This is a genomic window from Brevibacterium sp. S22, from assembly GCF_004745485.1.
In the GTDB taxonomy this organism is placed as follows: Bacteria; Actinomycetota; Actinomycetes; order Actinomycetales; family Brevibacteriaceae; genus Brevibacterium.
In genome coordinates this window covers 24,340-42,054 of sequence record NZ_RHFG01000014.1, presented here as the reverse complement: position 1 = coordinate 42,054, position 17,715 = coordinate 24,340, and the positions used below count along the sequence as shown (strand labels likewise).

At 66.0% G+C, this 17,715-nt stretch carries 13 protein-coding genes; 3 read left to right on the top strand and 10 right to left on the bottom strand.

Annotated features, from left to right (window positions below):
- From murG to mraZ, 10 genes are all read right to left on the bottom strand, one after another.
- Complete coding sequence (gene murG, locus EB835_RS12420; RefSeq protein ID WP_135809787.1) at positions 1-1,101, bottom strand: undecaprenyldiphospho-muramoylpentapeptide beta-N-acetylglucosaminyltransferase; 1,101 nt, start codon at positions 1,099-1,101, stop codon at positions 1-3.
- A 1-nt stretch (position 1,102) separates the two neighbouring features.
- Positions 1,103-2,656 (bottom strand): putative lipid II flippase FtsW, encoded by a 1,554-nt coding sequence (ftsW, locus tag EB835_RS12415; protein WP_135809786.1) that lies wholly within the window; start codon positions 2,654-2,656, stop codon positions 1,103-1,105.
- Position 2,657: 1 nt separating this feature from the next.
- Complete coding sequence (gene murD / locus EB835_RS12410) at positions 2,658-4,181, bottom strand: UDP-N-acetylmuramoyl-L-alanine--D-glutamate ligase (RefSeq protein ID WP_240688720.1); 1,524 nt, start codon at positions 4,179-4,181, stop codon at positions 2,658-2,660.
- A complete protein-coding gene (mraY, locus tag EB835_RS12405; RefSeq protein WP_135809784.1) occupies positions 4,174-5,262 on the bottom strand; it encodes a phospho-N-acetylmuramoyl-pentapeptide-transferase in 1,089 nt (362 codons plus the stop codon). The genes murD and mraY overlap by 8 nt, the downstream gene beginning before the upstream one ends.
- Positions 5,259-6,725, bottom strand: a complete 1,467-nt coding sequence (murF, locus tag EB835_RS12400) for a UDP-N-acetylmuramoyl-tripeptide--D-alanyl-D-alanine ligase (protein ID WP_135809783.1) — start codon at positions 6,723-6,725, stop codon at positions 5,259-5,261. Before murF ends, mraY begins: the two co-directional genes overlap by 4 nt.
- A gap of 1 nt (position 6,726) precedes the next feature.
- Positions 6,727-8,298, bottom strand: coding sequence for a UDP-N-acetylmuramoyl-L-alanyl-D-glutamate--2,6-diaminopimelate ligase (locus EB835_RS12395; protein WP_135809782.1), 1,572 nt, complete (start codon positions 8,296-8,298; stop codon positions 6,727-6,729).
- Positions 8,298-10,079 (bottom strand): peptidoglycan D,D-transpeptidase FtsI family protein, encoded by a 1,782-nt coding sequence (locus EB835_RS12390; RefSeq protein ID WP_135809781.1) that lies wholly within the window; start codon positions 10,077-10,079, stop codon positions 8,298-8,300. Before EB835_RS12390 ends, EB835_RS12395 begins: the two co-directional genes overlap by 1 nt.
- Positions 10,080-10,154: 75 nt before the next feature.
- The gene (locus EB835_RS12385) at positions 10,155-10,721 is read right to left on the bottom strand and encodes a cell division protein FtsL (RefSeq protein ID WP_135809780.1); all 567 of its coding nucleotides are present in this window, start codon (positions 10,719-10,721) and stop codon (positions 10,155-10,157) included.
- Positions 10,718-11,680, bottom strand: coding sequence for a 16S rRNA (cytosine(1402)-N(4))-methyltransferase RsmH (gene rsmH, locus EB835_RS12380; RefSeq protein WP_135809779.1), 963 nt, complete (start codon positions 11,678-11,680; stop codon positions 10,718-10,720). The genes EB835_RS12385 and rsmH overlap by 4 nt, the downstream gene beginning before the upstream one ends.
- 165 nt (positions 11,681-11,845) lie before the next feature.
- The gene (gene mraZ / locus EB835_RS12375) at positions 11,846-12,277 is read right to left on the bottom strand and encodes a division/cell wall cluster transcriptional repressor MraZ (RefSeq protein ID WP_135809778.1); all 432 of its coding nucleotides are present in this window, start codon (positions 12,275-12,277) and stop codon (positions 11,846-11,848) included.
- Positions 12,278-12,738: 461 nt separating this feature from the next.
- Between mraZ and EB835_RS12370 the strand changes: the two genes are divergently transcribed.
- From EB835_RS12370 to EB835_RS12360, 3 genes are read left to right on the top strand one after another with little or no spacing between them, the layout of a single operon-like run.
- Positions 12,739-13,728, top strand: coding sequence for an AAA family ATPase (locus EB835_RS12370; RefSeq protein ID WP_135809777.1), 990 nt, complete (start codon positions 12,739-12,741; stop codon positions 13,726-13,728).
- A 4-nt stretch (positions 13,729-13,732) separates the two neighbouring features.
- Entirely contained in the window at positions 13,733-15,013 is a 1,281-nt protein-coding gene (locus tag EB835_RS12365; protein ID WP_135809776.1) for a DUF58 domain-containing protein, read from the top strand.
- A complete protein-coding gene (locus EB835_RS12360) occupies positions 15,010-17,559 on the top strand; it encodes a transglutaminase TgpA family protein (protein ID WP_135809775.1) in 2,550 nt (849 codons plus the stop codon). Before EB835_RS12365 ends, EB835_RS12360 begins: the two co-directional genes overlap by 4 nt.
- Positions 17,560-17,715 lie beyond the last annotated feature (156 nt).

Here is a 17,715-nt window from a genome sequence, read left to right as displayed (position 1 = left end):
TCAGCCTTCCAGCGCGCGGTTGACGATGGCGGCCATGCGGGCCGCGGCATCGGTGGGGTAGTTCAGCTTCTGTGCCGCTGCGCTCATATCGGCGAGTCGGGATTCGTCTGCGAGCAGCGGGAGGATGGTCTCGACGACCGTCGTCGGGGAGAACTCCGCATTGTCGACCATGAGCGAGGCCCCGGCGGCGACGCTTCCGGAGGCGTTGAGACGCTGTTCGCCGTTGCCGATCGCCAGGGGCACATAGAGTGCCGGCACTCCGGCGACTGTGGCTTCGGAGACCGTGGCGGCTCCGGAGCGGGCGACGAGCAGATCGGCGACCGCGTAGGCCCGGTGCATTCCGTCGACGTAGTCCACGACGTGGTAGTCGGGGAGCTCGGCGACGACCTCGCGCAGAGTCTCGCCCTTTCCGGCTCCCGTGATGTGGAGGACCTGGATGCCGGCGTCCTGACAGGCGGTCGCGGTGGCCGAGAAGGCTTCGTTGATCTTCTGCGCACCCGAGGAACCACCGGTGACGACGAGCACAGGACGGTCGTCGCGCAGCCCGAGATCGGCACGGAACGATGCCCGCTGCGCGTCGTCTCTGCGGTCGAGATCGGTGATCTCGGTGGGCATGGGCATGCCGACGAGAGTCGAGTTTCGCAGCACGGTGTCCGGGAAGGTGATCCCGACCCGTCCGGGTGTGGTCAGTCGCGCGCCGAGGCGGTTGGCCATTCCCGGCTTGGCGTTGGCTTCGTGGACGATCAGCGGGATCTTCGCCTGTTTGGCGGCGAGGAAGGCCGGTGGGCAGACGTAGCCGCCGACGCCGACGACGGCATCGATTCTGCGGGAGGAGATGATCTGCCTGACTGCGGAGATGTTGGATCGGAAGCGACCCGGGAATCTGAGCAGTGCGGGGCTGATCGACCGGGGCATGGGCACCTTGTCGATGGTGAGCAGTTCGAATCCGGCCCGGGGCACGATATCGGCTTCGAGTCCGTCGGGAGTGCCCAAGGCCACGACGTCCCAATCGGGGTGCTGCCGGCGCAGCTCACGGCCGATCGCCAGCATCGGCGAGATGTGTCCGGTGGTGCCTCCACCGGCTAAGAGGATGGTGGTCATCTCATTTCCTTCTCTTGCGGGCAAGCACGGCGAATGAGGATCGCAGGCGATCCTTGTTGGCGGCGATGGCCGCCTCGGCGCCGGGTTCCGAGCGGGCGAACGACAGCAGCACCCCCACTGCCAGGAACGAGGCGATGATCGAGGAGCCGCCGTAGGAGACGAACGGCAGGGGCAGGCCGATCACGGGCAGCAGTGCGGTGACGACGGCGACGTTGATTCCAGCCTGGCCGATGATGAGGGCGAAGAAGCCGGCGGTGGCGACCTGGACCATGAGGTTCTCTGAGCGCATGATCACCCGCACCATGCCGTAGCCGAGCACGGCGAAGATGAGGATGACCATGAGGCTGCCGAGCAGCCCCAGTTCCTCGCCGATGATCGCGAAGATGAAGTCGTTGTGCGCTTCGGGCAGCCACGACCATTTCTCGCGGCTGGCGCCGAGGCCGACTCCCAGCCATCCGCCCGAGGCCAGCGAGAACAGCCCGTGGTTGGACTGCCATGCCTGTCCCATGGTGTCGGCTGCGGATTGGTCGGCGTGGCCGGTGAGCATTGCTTGGATGCGGTCGAGACGGTTCTGAGAGGTGAGTACGAAGAATGTGACGGCCGCAGCGAGCACACCGCCGAGCAGGAGGAAGTACTTCATCGGGAAACCGCCGATGAACAGGCACACGACGGCCATGGCCATGAGGACGAGAGCGGTGCCCAGATCGTTGCCGGCGACGACGAGGCCGACGGCGGCAAGCACCCCGGGCACGACCGGGATCATAGCGTGGCCGAAGGTCGTCATCTTGCCGAACTTCTGCGCCAGCATGAAGCCCAGCCACAGGGCGAGGGCGACCTTGAGGAACTCAGAGGGCTGGATCTGGAATCCGGCGAAGCCGATCCAGTTCGCATTGCCCTTCGCTTCCTTGCCGAAGCCCGGCACGAAGACGGCAGCCTGCAGGATCAGTCCGACGAACAGCGCCGGCCAGGCGAGTCTGCGCCAGAACTGCAGCGGCATGAGGCTCGCGGTGATCATCAGGGCAAGACCGACCCCGGCGAACAGTGCCTGCTTGTTGAAGTAGGCGAAGGAGGAGCCTTCTCCTCCGGCGTAGGAGGTGATCGACGAGGCCGAGAGCACCATGACCAGGCCCAGACCCGTGAGCAGCAGCACGGAGACGAGGATGAGGAAGTAGGTCGTCAGCGGATGAGCGGAGAGACCGGCGATATCGCCGCGGAGATGATCCCACGCCTTCCTGAGCGCCGAGGCGGTCGTCCCGCCGGCCGTGGTCGAGCCGGAACCCTCGGCGGCAGACTTCGGAGTCTTCGCGGCAGACTTGGTCGGAGCGGATCTCTTGGAGCCAGACTTCGGTGTCTTCGCGGCAGGAGCCTTCGCGTTGGACTTCGCGGTGGGACCCTTCGCGGTGGGACCCTTCGCGGTGGTCTTCACGCCGGAGGGCGTGGTCCCGGTCTTCACCCCGGCGTCCTTCGACGTCGCCGCAGCGGATGTGGAAACAGTCGTCTTCGCATTCTTGCGGCGGCGACGTTCATCCGCCTTCGCGGTGGTCTGCCGTCCCATCTCAACGCTCCAGGTGCGTGTTGACGGCCTCGGTGAACAGTTCGCCGCGAGTGTTGTAGTTCAGGAATTGGTCCATGCTCGCGGCGGCTGGGGCCAGGAGCACGGTGTCTCCGGCTTCGGCCACCCCTGCGGCGGCCTCGACGGCTGCCGCGGCGACGGCCTCACCCCGGCGCTTCGGCACTCCGGAATCCACGACCAGGGCCGGTTCGACCCTGATGACGTCGAGGTCGGGAATGGTCGCTGCGATGGCCTCGCGGTAGGCCGCGTCATCGGAGCCGATGAGCACGAGCGTCTTCAGTCGGTCGCGGTGATCGGCGAACAGTGAGGTGAAGTCGGCGCCCTTCGGCAGTCCCCCGGCGATCCAGATGATCGAGTCGAAGGCAGCCAGCGAGGCATTCGCGGCATGGGTGTTCGTCGCCTTCGAGTCGTCGACCCAGCGGATGCCGTCAGCTTCGGCGACGGTGACCATGCGGTGGGCTCCGAGCGAGTGGCTGCGCAGTCCGGCGGAGATCGCTTGGCCCGGCACGTCGATGGCGCGTGCCAGACAGGCTGCGGCCAGAGCATTGGCGACCTGATGCGGGGCGGGACGCGATCCGGCGACGCCGGTGGCGACCGCCACGTCGTCGAGTGAGGCGAGTTCGGCGGCCGAGGAGTAGCGCTGAGGGATGAAGGCCCGGTCGACGAGGAAGTCCTCGACGACGCCGAGCTCTCCGGGACGAGGCACACCGGTCGTGAAGCCGATGGCCTTGGCTCCTTCGACGACGTCGGCGTCCTCGACCATGTGCAGTGTCGCCTCGTCGGCGCAGTTGTAAATGCAGGCGAGCTTCGCATTGTGGAAGATCTTCGCCTTGTCGCCCGCATAGGCGTCGGCGCTGCCGTGCCAGTCGAGGTGGTCGGGTGCGATGTTGAGCACGACGGCGGCATCGGAGCTCATCGATTCCTGCCAATGGAGCTGGAAGCTCGAGAGTTCGATCGCGAGGACTTCGAGCCCGGGTTCGAGCACCGCCTCCAACAGCGGGGTGCCGATGTTGCCGCAGGCCTTGGCGTTGAGCCCCGCGGCCAGCAGCATCGATTCGAGCATCGTCGTGGTCGTCGTCTTGCCGTTGGTGCCGGTGATGGCCAGCCATTTGGCGTCATTGGCACCGCGGATCCGCCACGCGAGTTCGACTTCGCCGATGACGGGGATTCCGGCCGCAGCGGCCGCTGCGAGCACGGGCTGGTCGGGACGCCATCCGGGCGAGGTGACGACGAGGTCGAGCTCGCCTTCGGGCAGGGCTTCGACATGTTCGGGTCCGCGTCGGATGTCGACGTCGAAGACGTCGAGGATCTGCGCCTTCTCACTCACATCAGCGGTGTCGTCGCCGTCGATGACGATGACGTCGGCACCGCGTTCGCCGAGGTGGACGGCTGCGGGGAATCCCGTCACGCCGAGACCGGTGACGAGGATGCGCAGCCCGGCCAGAGACGAACTCGGTCCGCTCAGCGCGGCCGGGATCTCCTTGCAGGCGGTGGGCTCATCAGCCAACTCGGGCCACCCAATCGGCATAGAAGAGGCAGATGCCGGCGATGACGAAGAGGGCTGCGATGATCCAGAATCTCACCACGATCGTCACCTCGGCCCAGCCCTTGAGTTCGAAGTGGTGCTGCAGCGGGGCCATTCTGAACACGCGTTTGCCGGTGGTCTTGAAGGAAGCGACCTGAATGATCACCGACAGGGTGATGATGACGAAGAGTCCGCCGAGGACGATGAGCAGCAGCTCGGTGCGCGACATGATCGCCAGTCCTGCGAAGGCGCCGCCGATGGCCAGCGAACCGGTGTCGCCCATGAAGATCTTCGCCGGCGAGGTGTTGAACCACAGGAAGCCGAAGCAGGCCGCGGCCATGGCGCCGGCGACCATCGCGAGGTCGCGGGGGTCGCGCATGTAGTAGCAGGCGTTCGTTGCCTCGGACATGAGGTTGCAGTTCTGAGTCGACTGCCAGGTGCCGATGACGACATACGCGGCGAAGACGACCACGGAGGCGCCGGCGGCCAGACCGTCGAGACCATCGGTGAGGTTCACCGCGTTCGACACAGCGGTGACGATGAGGTTCGCCCAGATGACGAACAGGATGAGGCCGAGGATCGCGGAGCCGAAGGCGAGGTCGAGGTTCGTGTCGCGGATGAATGAGATCTTCGTCGAGGCCGGGGTCTCGCCGAAGGAGTTCGGGAACTGCAGTGCGAGGACAGCGAACGAGATCCCGACGAAGGCCTGTCCGATGAGCTTCGGCATCGGGCGCAGCCCGAGGGACCGCTGCTTCTTGATCTTGATGAAGTCGTCGAGGAACCCCACGACCGCCAGTCCCGCAGCCAGCCACAGCACGAGCAGACCGGATGCCGTGGGCACGGAACCGGTGAACAGGTGTCCGAGCAGATAGGCGAGCACGGCAGCACCGATGATGACGACGCCGCCCATGGTCGGGGTCCCGCGCTTCGTCGCGTGCGAGGTCGGACCGTCGTCACGGACGAACTGGCCGTATCCCTTCTTGACGAGCACCCGGATGAACAGCGGAGTGCCGACGAGGGCGAAGATGAGAGCCAGGCAGGCTGCGAGCAGTACGGCAATCATTGGGCCCCCGATACTCCGGCGATTTCGTCTCCGAGGTAGCGCAGACCGGCGTCTCGGGAGGACTTGAACAGGACGATGTCCCCGGGGGCGAGTTCGGCGCTCAGCAGATCTCTCGCTTCTGCCGTCGTGGCCACCCAGGCAGCCTCGTTGCCCCAGGAGCCTTCGAGGTTCGCGGCGTTGAAGATCGGCTTCGCGCCCTCGCCGACGACGATGGTGCGGGTGATGTTGAGACGCACGACGAGTTCGCCGATATCCGAGTGTGCGGACACGGATTCGGGCCCGAGTTCGAGCATCTCGCCGAGTACGGCGAAGGTGCGGCGCGGGCTGGTCTCCTCGTCACCGCGGCCCATCGAGGCCAGAGTCTTCAGCGAGGCCCGCATGGATTCGGGATTCGCATTGTAGGCGTCGTTGAGCACGGTCACACCGGAGGGCGAGTCGATGAGCTCCATCCGCCAGCGGCTGGCCGCCGAGGAGGTCGACAGGGTCGTCACGATCGACTTGGTGGTGACTCCGCAGGCGTGGGCGATGGCGGCGGCGGCCAGGGCATTGCCGACATGGTGTTCGCCGATGAGCGCCAGGCGCACGTCTCGCGGTTCTTCACCCGGCAGAGTGAGCGTGAAAGTCGGGTGGCCGGAGGAGTCCGTGCTCACGGAGGTCCCGCGCACGATCGCGTCATCGGCGTCGACCCATTCGGGCAGGGATTCCCGCTGCGAGAACCACAGGGTGGTCACCTCGGGGGCGAGGACTTCGCGCATCGCGGACACGCGGGTGTCGTCGGCGTTGAGCACGGCGGTCGATCCGGCCGTCAGGGATTCGACGAGTTCGGCCTTGGCCCGAGCGGTGTTCTCGATCGAACCGAAGACTCCCGAATGGGCGGTGCCCACGGCGAGTTCGACGGCGATATCGGGTCGGATGAGGCTGGTCAGGTAGGCGAGGTTGCCGATCGACCTGGCGCCCATCTCGAGGACGAGGAAGCGGGTGGTCTCGACCGCCCGCAGTGCCGTCAGCGGTACCCCGACCTCGTTGTTGTACGAGTTCGGCGGCCACACGGTCTCGGCGGCGCCGGCGAGCAGGTCGGCGGCAAGGTCCTTGACCGTGGTCTTGCCGACGGAGCCGGTGATCGCGATGACGGTGAGCTCGCCGTCGGCGCGCAGGCCTTCGATGCTGTGCTTGGCCAGCTGGCCGAGTGCTTCGGTGGCATCGGCGACGACGACGGCCGGCAGCGGCTCACCGTCGACGGTGGGGACGGATTCGCCGATGATCAGGGCCGCGCCCGCCTCGACGGCGGCAGCGGCGAATTCGATGCCGTCGAAGCTCTCACCTCGGCGGGCGACGTAGATATCGCCGGGTCCGACTTCTCTCGAGTCGGTCACCACACCGGCGGTCAATGGGGTCTCGGGGTCGATGCCGTACAACTCGCCGCTCAGGGCGGTTGCGATCTCGGCTGCAGTCAGTCGCTTCATATCATCTGTGAACTTTACCTGGTTGTGCGCCGCCCAGTCGCATGGACAGCGCTGAGCGTGTCCTGGCCCGGTCGTCGAAATCGGTGACCGTGGTGCCCACGGTCTGGCCTGTCTCGTGTCCCTTGCCTGCGATGAGCACGGTGGCGGACGGGTCCGCTCCCGCGATCGCCTCATCGATGGCGGCACCGCGATCGGGGATATCGATGATCTTTTTCACACGCGCCCGGCCCGCATCCGCCTCGGCGTCGATGCCCTGTCTGATGGCCGCGCGGATCTCATCCGGGTCCTCGGTGCGCGGATTGTCGTCGGTGAGAACGATCACATCGGCTTCACGGGCTGCGGCCTGCCCCATTCCGAAGCGTTTGCCGCGATCACGGTCGCCTCCGGCACCGAAGACGATGATCAGCTCGTCGGAATCGGCGTGCAGGGTGGAAAGCGCCTTCGCAATCGCGTCGGGGGTGTGCGAATAGTCGACGATGGCCCGCGGCAGGACCTCCGAGTGCGATTCGGCGAGAGCCCTGGGCCCGGAGACGTCGATGATCTCCATCCGCCCGGGCACCGTGGCCACGAAGCTGCGTCCGATGGCGTCGATCTCTGCCGCCGGGACGCCCGATTCGATGAGCAGCGAAGCCGCCAGCGCCGTGTTCGTGACGTTGAAGTCGCCGGGCAGCGGTGAGCGCAGTCGGATGCTCTCCCCCTCGCCGAGGCGGAGCACGAACTCCGATTCGCCCGGGGTGTGCTCGATGCGCCACTGACTGCGCTCGTCGCGTCCCAGGGTGCGCACCGGCACCTGCGCGGCCTCCGTCATCCGCTCACCCCATTCGTCTTCGACGACGATGACTGCCTGGTCGGAGAACGTGCGGGTGAACAGTTGGGCCTTCGCCTCGAAGTACTCCTCCATCGTGTTGTGGAAGTCGAGGTGGTCCTGGGACAGGTTCGTGAACCCTGCGACGCGGAAATGTGCCCCGTCGACGCGGTGTTGGCTGAGTGCGTGGGAGGAGACCTCCATCGAGCAGGTGTCGACCTCGGCCGCGCGCATCTTCGCAAACAGTGCGTGGAGCTCGGGGGCCTCCGGCGTCGTGCGCACACTGGGCACGGTGTCACCGGCGATGAGGATGGCGACCGTGCCGATGACGGCGGTGCGGTGGCCGAGCGCCGCGAGCATTCCGTCGGCCAGGTAGGTCGTCGTCGTCTTCCCGTTCGTGCCGGTGACGCCGATGAGGTCCGGCACCGAGGTGGTCCCGTAGACGGCGGCGGAGACGAACCCGAGCACGGAGCGGGGCGCTTCGACGATGAGTGCGGTGACTCCGGCCAGAAGCTCCCTGTCTGCCTCGTCCTCGGCAAGGGAGTCGGTGATGAGCTGCCAGCCGGCATCGTCGGTGAGGATGGCGTTGACGCCGGCACGGATCAGCTCTGGGGCGAACTTCGCGCCGTGGACGTTCGCTCCCGGCAATGCCGCGTAGAGCTGACCTGGTGAGACCGCTCGCGAGTCATGGGAGACTCCGGTGACCTCCGTCTCGGGGTCACCGTGGAGGGTGCCGGGCGCGATCGGCAGCAGCTGTGAAAAACGCATCATTTCCATTCTCGAGCGGGCAGGTCGGGCTTCTGCGTCGACGGCGGGATCTTCAGATGCCGCATAGCGAAGCCCGCGACATCGGAGAAGACGGGGGCTGCGGCCTGTCCACCGTAATAGCCGTTCCGAGGCCTCTGCAAAGTCACGGAGATCGCCAGTTCGGGGTCTTCTGCCGGCAGGACGCCGACGAAGGAGGCGGTGTAGCCGTCGTAGCCTCCGCCTTCGGCTGCCGGCGCCTGGGCGGTGCCGGTCTTTCCGGCCACTCGGTAGCCTGAGACCTGGGCGGACTTGCCTGTGCCTTCGGCGACGACTCCCTCGAGCATCCGCAGGGTCTGATCGGCGGCCTTCTCACTGACGACCCGCTCCTTGTCCCCTGCCGGGGTGGAGACGGTGCGTCCGTTCGGCTCGATCATTCCGTCGACCAGGCGCGAGGGCACGTGCACTCCCCCATTGGCGATGGTGGAGATGACGTCGGTCGTCTGGATCGCGTTCGCGGCCACACCCTGACCGAACATCACGGTGTACTTCGTGCGCCCGTCCCAGTCTTTGTACGGGTGCAGGATGCCCGAGGTCTCGGCCGGGAAGCCGATGCCGGAGCCGGAGCCGAAGCCGAACTTCTTCATGTATTCGTAGCGCTGTGCCTCGGTGAGTTCCTTTCCGGCGAGGACGGTGCCGGTGTTCGAGGACTCTGCGAGGATTCCGGCGAAGGTGAGCTTCTCGTCGGGGTGTTCGTGGGAGTCGCGGAACTCTTCGTCGTTCGGCGCCTTCCACTTGTCCGGGACGGTGAACTCCTGCTCGGGAGTGACGAGCCCCTGATCGAGCAGTGCTGCGGCGGTGACCATCTTCGCGGTCGAACCGGGTTCGAAGACGTCGGTGAAGATACGCGAGCCGCGGTCTGGGCCGTCCACCTTGCCGGGAGAGTTAGGGTCGACCGTGGGAGCGTCCGCGGCGGTGATGATGCGGCCGGTCTTGATCTCTTTGATGACGATCGACGCGGATTCGGCTTCGTGCTTCTTCCGCTGTTCCTCGATGGCCTGCTGAGCGTAGTACTGCGTCGCGGGATCGATCGTCGTCTGCAGCCCCTGACCGTCGACAGCGTCCTTCATGTTGTTCTCCCCGAGCGGAATGATCTCTCCGCGGGCCCCGCGTTCGTACTGCTGCTGGCCGTCCTGGCCCGACAGCTGTTCGTCATAGGCCGTCTCCAGTCCGGCCTGTGCCGTGCCGTCGGAGCTGAGGAAGCCGACGAGGTTGCCGGCGATTCCGCCGGCAGGATATGAACGCACCGCGTACTCCTCGGCGGAGACGCCGAGGACTTCGAGCTTCTGGATCTCACGCCATGTCTCCGAGGTCAGTCCCTTGGCGACGGGGTTCCAGCGTTTCTCACCGACGAGCTTCGGGTAGAGCAGACCGGGGTCGGTGTTCAGGGGCTTCGACAGCGCTTCGGCAGCACCCCACGCGCCGACGAGTTTGCCGTCGACCTTGTACTGGGCGACGTTCTGCTGGTCGACGACGAGCTGGTAGCGGGAGACGCTGTCGGCGAGCACGGCGCCGTCGGCGGCCAGTATCTGTCCGCGATCGGCCGGCAGAGTGCGAGTGACGAGGCGGTTGGACAGTGCCTTCTCCGCCAGCTTCATCGAGTCCATGCCCTGGATCGACACGAGCCGGACGGAGGTGATGAGGAGGACGAGAACCGACAGCGCGGCGATGAAGCCCATCCGCAGACGCAGATTGGGGCCGTCGCCCTTGCTCTTCTTCTTCAATCGGGTTGTGGCTGAGCCCATTGCTGGAGTCCTCGGTCCTTGGCGTGGTCGGCGTATGTTTCGGTCAGGCCGTTCCCTGGTCCCGGTGAGCTCGGACTACTTCGGCGCCTCCTGGCTCGGAGCCGCCACGTCCTGGCTCGGGCTGCCCCCGACGACCGGGAGCTTCTCATCCGATCGTAGATTGGGTCGGATGTCTTCACGTGTATCGGCGCGCGGGCCGGGTACGACTGTGGGCTCTTTCTCACCGCTGACATCGATGCCGGGGGCGTCGATGATCTTTCCGGTCCTCGCATCGAGGAACTCCGGTGAGGAATCGCGGACGAGGCCGAGTTCTTCGGCGGCCAGGGAGATGTTCTGTGGGGACTCGCGGTAAGAGTTGTCCTCGACGAGGCGGTCCTTCTGTTCGGCGAGTGCTTCCTTCTGACTTGTCAGCTGGTCGACCTTGTAGGAGGTGTTGGCAACGAAGATGTTGAGCAGCAGCACGGCCACGAGGGTGGCGAGAAGGATCCCCACGCACAGCAGCGAGAAGGGCAGACGGGATTTCGGCAGTTCGAATTTGAGCAGCCGCAGCTTCGCCCCGCCCTGCTGGCCACCGGCCTCTTCGAGCCGGCGGAAGCGTTCGGTGAAGTGGGGCTGGCCCACGGTCGCCTGTGTGTTCTTCACGATCGTGCCTCCCTGATCTTCTGCACTGCCCGCAGCCGGACGCTCGCCGCCCGCGGGTTGGTCTCTGCTTCGTCTTCATCAGCCATTTCGGCACCCCGGATGATCTCCTTCAGCCAGGGCTGGTGCTCCTCGGGGACGACCGGCAGGTCCGGCGGCGCCGAGGCGGTCGTGGCCGCCCGCAGGGTCTTCTTCACGATCGTGTCCTCGAGCGATTGGTAGGACTCGATGACGGCGACTCCCCCGATGTGCAGCGCCTCCAGCGCCGCGGGCAGCGCGGTGCGCAGCACTCCGAGTTCGTCGTTGACCTCGATGCGCAGCGCCTGGAAGGTGCGTTTGGCGGGGTGGGACTTCTTCTTCGTCTGCGGAATCACCCGCGAGAGCATGGCCGCGAGCTGGCCCGAGGTCTCCCACGGGGTGCTGGTCCGGTCGGTGACGATGATCTTCGCGATCTTTCCGGCCATCTTCTCTTCGCCGTATTCGCGCAGGATGCGGCGCAGCTCGGATTCGGAGTACGTGGCGAGGACCGTCGCGGCGGTGAGTTCCTGGGTGCGGTCCATGCGCATGTCCAGGGGCGCCGGGCGGGAGTAGGAGAAGCCGCGATCGTCCTCGTCCAGCTGCAGCGAAGACACTCCCAAGTCGAGCAGGATGGCGCTGATCGCGTCGATGCCGAGGTCGGCGAGGACTTCGGGTAGCTCATCGTCGACGGCGTGGACGATATCGGTGCGGTCGGCGAACGGGGCCAGACGCTCCGTCGCGATGTCGATGGCCTGCAGGTCGCGGTCGACGCCGACGAGGTGGACATCGTCGAAGGCGCTCAGCACGGCTTCGGCGTGCCCGCCCATGCCCAGGGTGCCGTCGACGACGACCGGGGTGAGCCCGGCTTCCCGGGCAGCGGCGACTCCGACGCCGATGAGTTCGACCACGCGCGTCAGGAGCACCGGTACGTGCTGAGCTGTCATTCGTGGGTCCTTCATACGGGGGTGGTCGGGGGTGTGCTGCTGGAGCCAGAACCTTGACCGCCGTGGCCCTGGCACCGGGGAAGTGTGTCAGGACGTCCGAGCTTCGGAAACGGGGAAGTTCCCCGAAACTCGAGCACGGCGGGCAAGGATCAAACCCGAGCAGAATCAGATCACTCCGGGAATCACCTCCTCTTCGCGTTCGGCGAAGGCCTGCTGAGCGCCGACGAGGTAGTCCTCCCAGGTCGGTGCGTCCCAGATCTCGACTCGGTTGCCCATGCCGATCACTGCGACTTCCCGTGTCAGTGATGCGTACTGCCGCAATATGTTCGGGACCGTGATGCGTCCCTGTTTGTCCGGTTGGTCCGCAAATGCCGCCGACAGGAACACACGCTGGTAATCGCGGGCTTCCTTATTCGTCTTCGGCGCGTTCTGGATTCGCTCGTGCTCGGCTTCGAACTCCGTGGTGGGGAACAGGGTGAGGCAGTTCTCCTGGCCACGGGTCAGAACGAGTCCGGGCGACAGCTCCTCGCGGAACTTTGCGGGCAGGATGAGGCGACCTTTGTCGTCGAGCTTCTGCATATGAGTGCCCAAGAACATGTCGTCTCACCCCTTTCGAAACCCATCGGCTCCGATAGCAACCACAGTACTCCACTTCCCTCCACGGATTCCAGCACTTCGCCCGGCAGAAATGCTGAACAGCCTGTTTTTCCAGGTCAGATAGGTGGAGGAAAGTGGGGAAAATTTCTCGAAGGCGCGTCGCGGGAGTGTCGGATGACGGGAGATCAACAGCCCCACGAAGGGTCTGGGCCTGCTCGGTGAGGGCATCGAAATCGACTGGGATCCCCGCGAATCCGCGGATCGTCGCGGATTCCCCGCACCACTGTGGAGGCGAGTGGGGAGGGAAGTGGAGGCTCCGCGTGGAGGGAAGTGGGGAGGAGGGTGGGGAGTGGAGTGGGGGTCGCCTCAGGGAGGGAAGAGGAGCGGAGAGGAGACTGCGCTGACGAAGCTGAAAGAAGCTCGTGTGGCTGGGGTGCCGGCTTTAAGGGACAATGGTGGGTATGTCGACCAGCCAAGAAGGTACACAGACCAATTCCGTGATCGGCGCCGAACACATCGAGTGGGTGCAGAATCTGACCTCGCGGGCACGCACAGCGATGAACTCGGTCCTCGAAGGCAAGGATGAAGCTGTCGGGCTCTCGCTCATCGCGCTGCTCGCCGGCGGGCACGTCCTCCTCGAAGACGTCCCGGGCGTCGGCAAGACTCTGCTGGCCCGCGCCATGGGCAAGGTCGTCGACGGTTCCGTGCGCCGCATCCAGTTCACACCGGACCTGCTGCCCACCGATGTCGTGGGCGTGAACCTGTTCAACCAGGAGACTCGTCACTTCGAGTTCCGGCAGGGCCCGGTGTTCGCCAACATCGTCATCGCCGATGAGATCAACCGCGCGTCCCCGAAGACGCAGTCGGCGATGCTCGAGTGCATGGCGGAGGGACAGGCGACGATCGACGGGCAGACCTATCCGATGCCCACGCCGTTCATCGTCGTCGCCACTCAGAACCCGATCGATATGGAAGGCACCTACGCTCTGCCTGAGGCGCAGCGTGACCGGTTCCTCACGCGCATCTCTCTGGGGTATCCCGCGACCTCCGACGAGGTCGATCTGCTGGACAACCAGATCCAGAACGATCCGCTCGAGACCGCAGCCGCAGTGACGAACCTCGAACAGATCACTCAGGCGCGCACGATCGTCCGCCATGTCTCCGCGAGCCGACAGCTGCGCGAATACATCGTGGCGATCCTCCATGCCACCCGCAATGATCAGGCGATCCTGCTCGGCAGCTCTCCGCGCGGCGGTGTCCACCTGCTGCGTGCGGCGAAGGCCCGTGCGGCGCTGTCCGGTCGCACCTTCGTCACTCCCGACGATGTGCAGGCCCTGGCTCCGTACATCCTCGCCCACCGCATCATCCCCCGCGACGGCGACGACGCAGACCTGGCCGCCGACCTCGTCGGTCGAGTGCTGTCCCGCGTGCCCGTCTCGACGAACCAGTGACCGCATGCGACTGAGCACTTCGGGAATCATCTTCGTCCTCGCCGGGGCGGCCCTGACCATCACGGCCTACCGCTTCGCGCTGCCCGGACTGCTTCCGGCAGGTCTGCTGCTGCTCGGACTGGTCCTGCTCTCGGCGCTGCTCATCCTGTGGGGCACCCGGCGGATGTCGATTGCGATGAGCACCTCGCTGCACGAGGTGGCGCTGTCCCCTGCCGGTGACCGCTACCCGCTGGCGGCCGAGGGCAAGGAGGTCGAGCTGGAGGCGCGCGTGACCAATATCGGCCAGCTCGCGATCCCGGCGGCGACGATCGACTTCGTTCCGGCCGAGGGCTTCGGCGACTCCACCTCCGGTGACGTTCCGGCCCTGGCCCACGGGGCTTCGCAGTCGGTGCTCACGTCCTTCACCCCCAACCGGCGCGGAGTCTCCGGTATCGAATCGGTGCTCATCACCGTCTTCGGCCCCTTCGGCCTGGTGAAGATGAAGAAGAAGGCCCACGGGGTCTTCCCCGTCGCCGTGTCCGTGCCGATCCTGCCCGCGCGCATCCCCCAGGATTCGTCGATCCGACCCGCCCGCCTCGATGACGGCAAGGTGAGGACCGGACACACCACAAGGGACTTCCACACGCGTGAGTACGTGCCAGGTGATGATCTGCGGCATGTGCATTGGCCGTCGACGGCGAAGTCCGGCGAGCTCATGGTCCGACACGAAGCCGATGAGGAGACCCTCTATGCGCTCATCCTCATCGACCTCATCGCCGATGAGGGGGCCGAGGAGCCCAGCGATCTCGAAATCGAATTCCTGCTGGCCGCGGCGACCGCAGCCGGAACGGCCTTCCTCAGGGCAGACTACGAGGTCAATGTCGTCGCTCCCGGACACCAGATCAGATTCAAAGGATCCCGCGACATCGACAAGCTCCGTCTTCTCTCCGCCATCGTGCGTCCGGGCAGGGTCGAACTGCCCTCACACGACAACCCGAACCACATCGTCATCTGCTCCGTCGGGGATCAGCGCGGGAAGGAACTCGCCTCGCACTTCTCCCGCCGTGTGCCGGTGACTCTGCGCACCCTCAGCGAGATCGACGATCTGACGATGCTCGGCCTCAGCGAGGATCTGCCGGAGTCGTGGACGACCTTCGAGTCGAAGCGCTCCGGCGGCGGCACCGGTCGGACTGCGGCCGAACCCGGACCAGGCACCGCCGGAGCCGACGGTCCCTCCTCGGCCCCGGGTGACGCGAGTTCCACGCCTGGTGGCGCGACCTCGACTCCGCAGGGGGTGCGTCGATGAGCGTCGATACTCCTCCCACCCGCCTCGGCGGAGCCGATTCCGAACCTCCTGCGCAGGGACATTCGGCTCCCGTGTCGACAAGTGATGAGCGTCCGGACACCGGCTGGCTCGAAGCCATCATCGTCTTCGTCGCCATGGCGCTGACCGCTGTCGCCGTATCGGCCGTGTTCAAGGACTTCGCCTGGCTGCCGCCTGTGCTGGCCGCCGTCGCCGTCGTCGTCATCATCGGTGCCGTGTTCCGCACCATCCCCGCGCTGCGTTCGACCGGAACTGCGGTCATCGCTCAGTGCGTGGCCGGTCTTATCGCGGTCTTCGTCGTCTGCGCCGGGGATTCGCTGCTGCTCGGGTTCATCCCGACGGGCGGGTCCTTCGGCACCGTCGTCGACCTGCTCTCCGAAGGAGTCAGCGACCTCTACGCGACTGCTCCCCCAGCGGCGAGCACTCCGGGCTTCATTGCGATGCTCACGATCGCCTTCACCCTCATCACGATCCTCATCGACGGTCTCGTCTCGGATCTGCGGGCGCCGAAGGTCGGTGGTGTGCTGCTGCTCGTGCTGTGGATGATCCCTGTCTACTTCGCCTCTCAGGAAGTGCGGTGGTGGCATGTGGTCGCGATCCTCGCGGCCTTCCTGCTGCTCATGCTCAGCCCTTATCTGCCGGCGACCCGCTGGCGCGGCGGGATGACGGCGGTCCTGGCGGGAGCTCTGGCTCTGGCGATCGGCATCGGTCTGCCCATTCTGCTGCCGCCGGTGCCGACCCTGCCCGATCGGGCATCGAAAGGCCAAGGCGACCTGACGGTGTCGAACCCGTTCCTCAACCTGCGTCAGAACCTCGGGGACCGTGATGATTCGACGCTGTTCAGTTTCCAGACGACGGATGAGGACGCGGATCCGGTCCGGTTGACGTCGATCGATGATTTCGACGGTGAGAACTGGGCGCCGAGCCCATTCAGCCTCGATCCCTTCGCGATCGCCACCGAAGGCATGCCATGGCCCGAAGGGATGCCGCGGGACAAGAACTTCAAGGAGCAGACGATCAGCGTCGCCGTCAGCGACGAGTACGACCAGCAGTATCTGCCATCGCCGTATGCTCCGCAGCAGCCGAAGGATTTGGATCGTCGGTGGATCTTCGACGAGAAGACTCTGACGGTAGTCGGCAATGGTGAGAAGAGCGGCGGTCTGCAGTATTCGATGGACTATCTGTCCCCGAATCCCGATGTCGAGGATCTGCAGTCGGCGACTCCCGTGTCCGAGAGCGATTTCGAGACCGAACTCGCCGTCCCCGATTCTCTGCCGACCAGTGTCCAGGAGACCGCAGAGCGGGTCACTGCCGATGCGAAGAACCAGTGGGAGGCCGCAGTCATGCTGCAGGCGTACTTCCGCGGCGGTGATTTCGAGTATTCGCTCGATGCTCCCGAACAGGCCAGCGGCGATGCGATCTCGGACTTCCTGGCCGATAAGCAGGGCTACTGCGTCCAGTTCTCCTCGGCCATGACGATCATGGCCCGGACGATGGGGATTCCGGCCCGCATCGGTGTCGGATTCGCCGGCGGAGATGAAGCCGAGAACGGCTTTGACGTGAGCATGCAGGACTCGCATGCATGGCCCGAACTGTACTTCGAAGGTGCCGGTTGGGTCCGTTTCGAACCCACTCCAGGCGGTCCTGCCGGCGATCCGCCGCAGTGGACTCTGGCCGATGGAGCCGATCAGGAGGATGAGAGCGACGAGTCGGAGTCGGCGAGCCCGAGCGAGGAACCGACCGAATCCGCGTCTCCGACCGGCGGCTCCGAGGAGCCGTCCGAAGAGGAGACGAGCACTGAAGCCGCTGAGCCGGCCGGTTCCGATCTCAGCACGGTCTTCGGCATCGGAGCAGTCGTGCTCGTCCTGCTGCTGCTTGCCGCACTGCCGGCGATCTGGCGTTCGATCCTGCGGTCGCGCCGGACGAAGGACCCCCATGACCTCGAAGCGGTGTGGACTGAGGTGCGGGCGCTGGCCACCGACTACGGGCAGAGCCTTGACTCCAGCCGGACGCTGCGCTTCAACGAACTCGTGCTTGCCGGTGCCGCCGGTGGCGGTGCTGCCGGGGCTGCCGGAGCCGGTGCTGCCGGGGCAGGTGCGACTGGATCTGCGGATGCCTTGAGCTCGACTGGTGCGGCTGCGGGCTCCGCGTTTCCCGAGACCGATCCGGAGACCGGTGAACCCGTGCGCAAGTCCGCTGCCGAGGCGGCTGCCGGTTCCGGTGCCGCCGCAGAGGGTGCCGGAGCTGCCGGCTCCTCGACGTTCGATCGTTCGGATGAGCGGCTGAAGCGTCTGAGCAGTCCTGCCCCGTCGGGACCGACCGGATCAGGTCGTGATGATTCCGCGCTGTCGGCGTTCGTCGATGCACTCGAAGCTCAGCGCTACGGTGCTGCGGCGGAGTCTCTCGACGACTCCGAGGTGCGCGCGCTCATCGATGAGGTGAGCACGGACCTGTCGGAGCGGGCCACGCCGGGCAGCCGGATCTCCGCGAAGATCTGGCCGGCCAGCCTGTTCAATCGTCCACGCTGACGCGGATCGATCGTCCGAACTGACGCGGGACATTCGCCCGAACTGACGCGGGTCGAAGGCGAAGAGGCGCTGGTCGAAGGCCAAGAGGCGGTCCCGAGGGGCCGCCTCTTCGCTGTCTGGGCCGGTTCTGCGCTGCCCGGGCCGCATGGAAGCGTC

What these genes read in the sequence shown, in the direction of transcription:
- murG (WP_135809787.1), bottom strand. Translation starts at nt 1,101, where the DNA reads ATGACCACCATCCTCTTAGCCGGTGGAGGCACCACCGGACACATCTCG.
- ftsW (WP_135809786.1), bottom strand. Translation starts at nt 2,656, where the DNA reads ATGGGACGGCAGACCACCGCGAAGGCGGATGAACGTCGCCGCCGCAAG.
- mraY (WP_135809784.1), bottom strand. Translation starts at nt 5,262, where the DNA reads ATGATTGCCGTACTGCTCGCAGCCTGCCTGGCTCTCATCTTCGCCCTC.
- murF (WP_135809783.1), bottom strand. Translation starts at nt 6,725, where the DNA reads ATGAAGCGACTGACTGCAGCCGAGATCGCAACCGCCCTGAGCGGCGAG.
- EB835_RS12395 (WP_135809782.1), bottom strand. Translation starts at nt 8,298, where the DNA reads ATGCGTTTTTCACAGCTGCTGCCGATCGCGCCCGGCACCCTCCACGGT.
- EB835_RS12390 (WP_135809781.1), bottom strand. Translation starts at nt 10,079, where the DNA reads ATGGGCTCAGCCACAACCCGATTGAAGAAGAAGAGCAAGGGCGACGGC.
- rsmH (WP_135809779.1), bottom strand. Translation starts at nt 11,680, where the DNA reads ATGACAGCTCAGCACGTACCGGTGCTCCTGACGCGCGTGGTCGAACTC.
- mraZ (WP_135809778.1), bottom strand. Translation starts at nt 12,277, where the DNA reads ATGTTCTTGGGCACTCATATGCAGAAGCTCGACGACAAAGGTCGCCTC.
- EB835_RS12370 (WP_135809777.1), top strand. Translation starts at nt 12,739, where the DNA reads ATGTCGACCAGCCAAGAAGGTACACAGACCAATTCCGTGATCGGCGCC.
- EB835_RS12365 (WP_135809776.1), top strand. Translation starts at nt 13,733, where the DNA reads ATGCGACTGAGCACTTCGGGAATCATCTTCGTCCTCGCCGGGGCGGCC.
- EB835_RS12360 (WP_135809775.1), top strand. Translation starts at nt 15,010, where the DNA reads ATGAGCGTCGATACTCCTCCCACCCGCCTCGGCGGAGCCGATTCCGAA.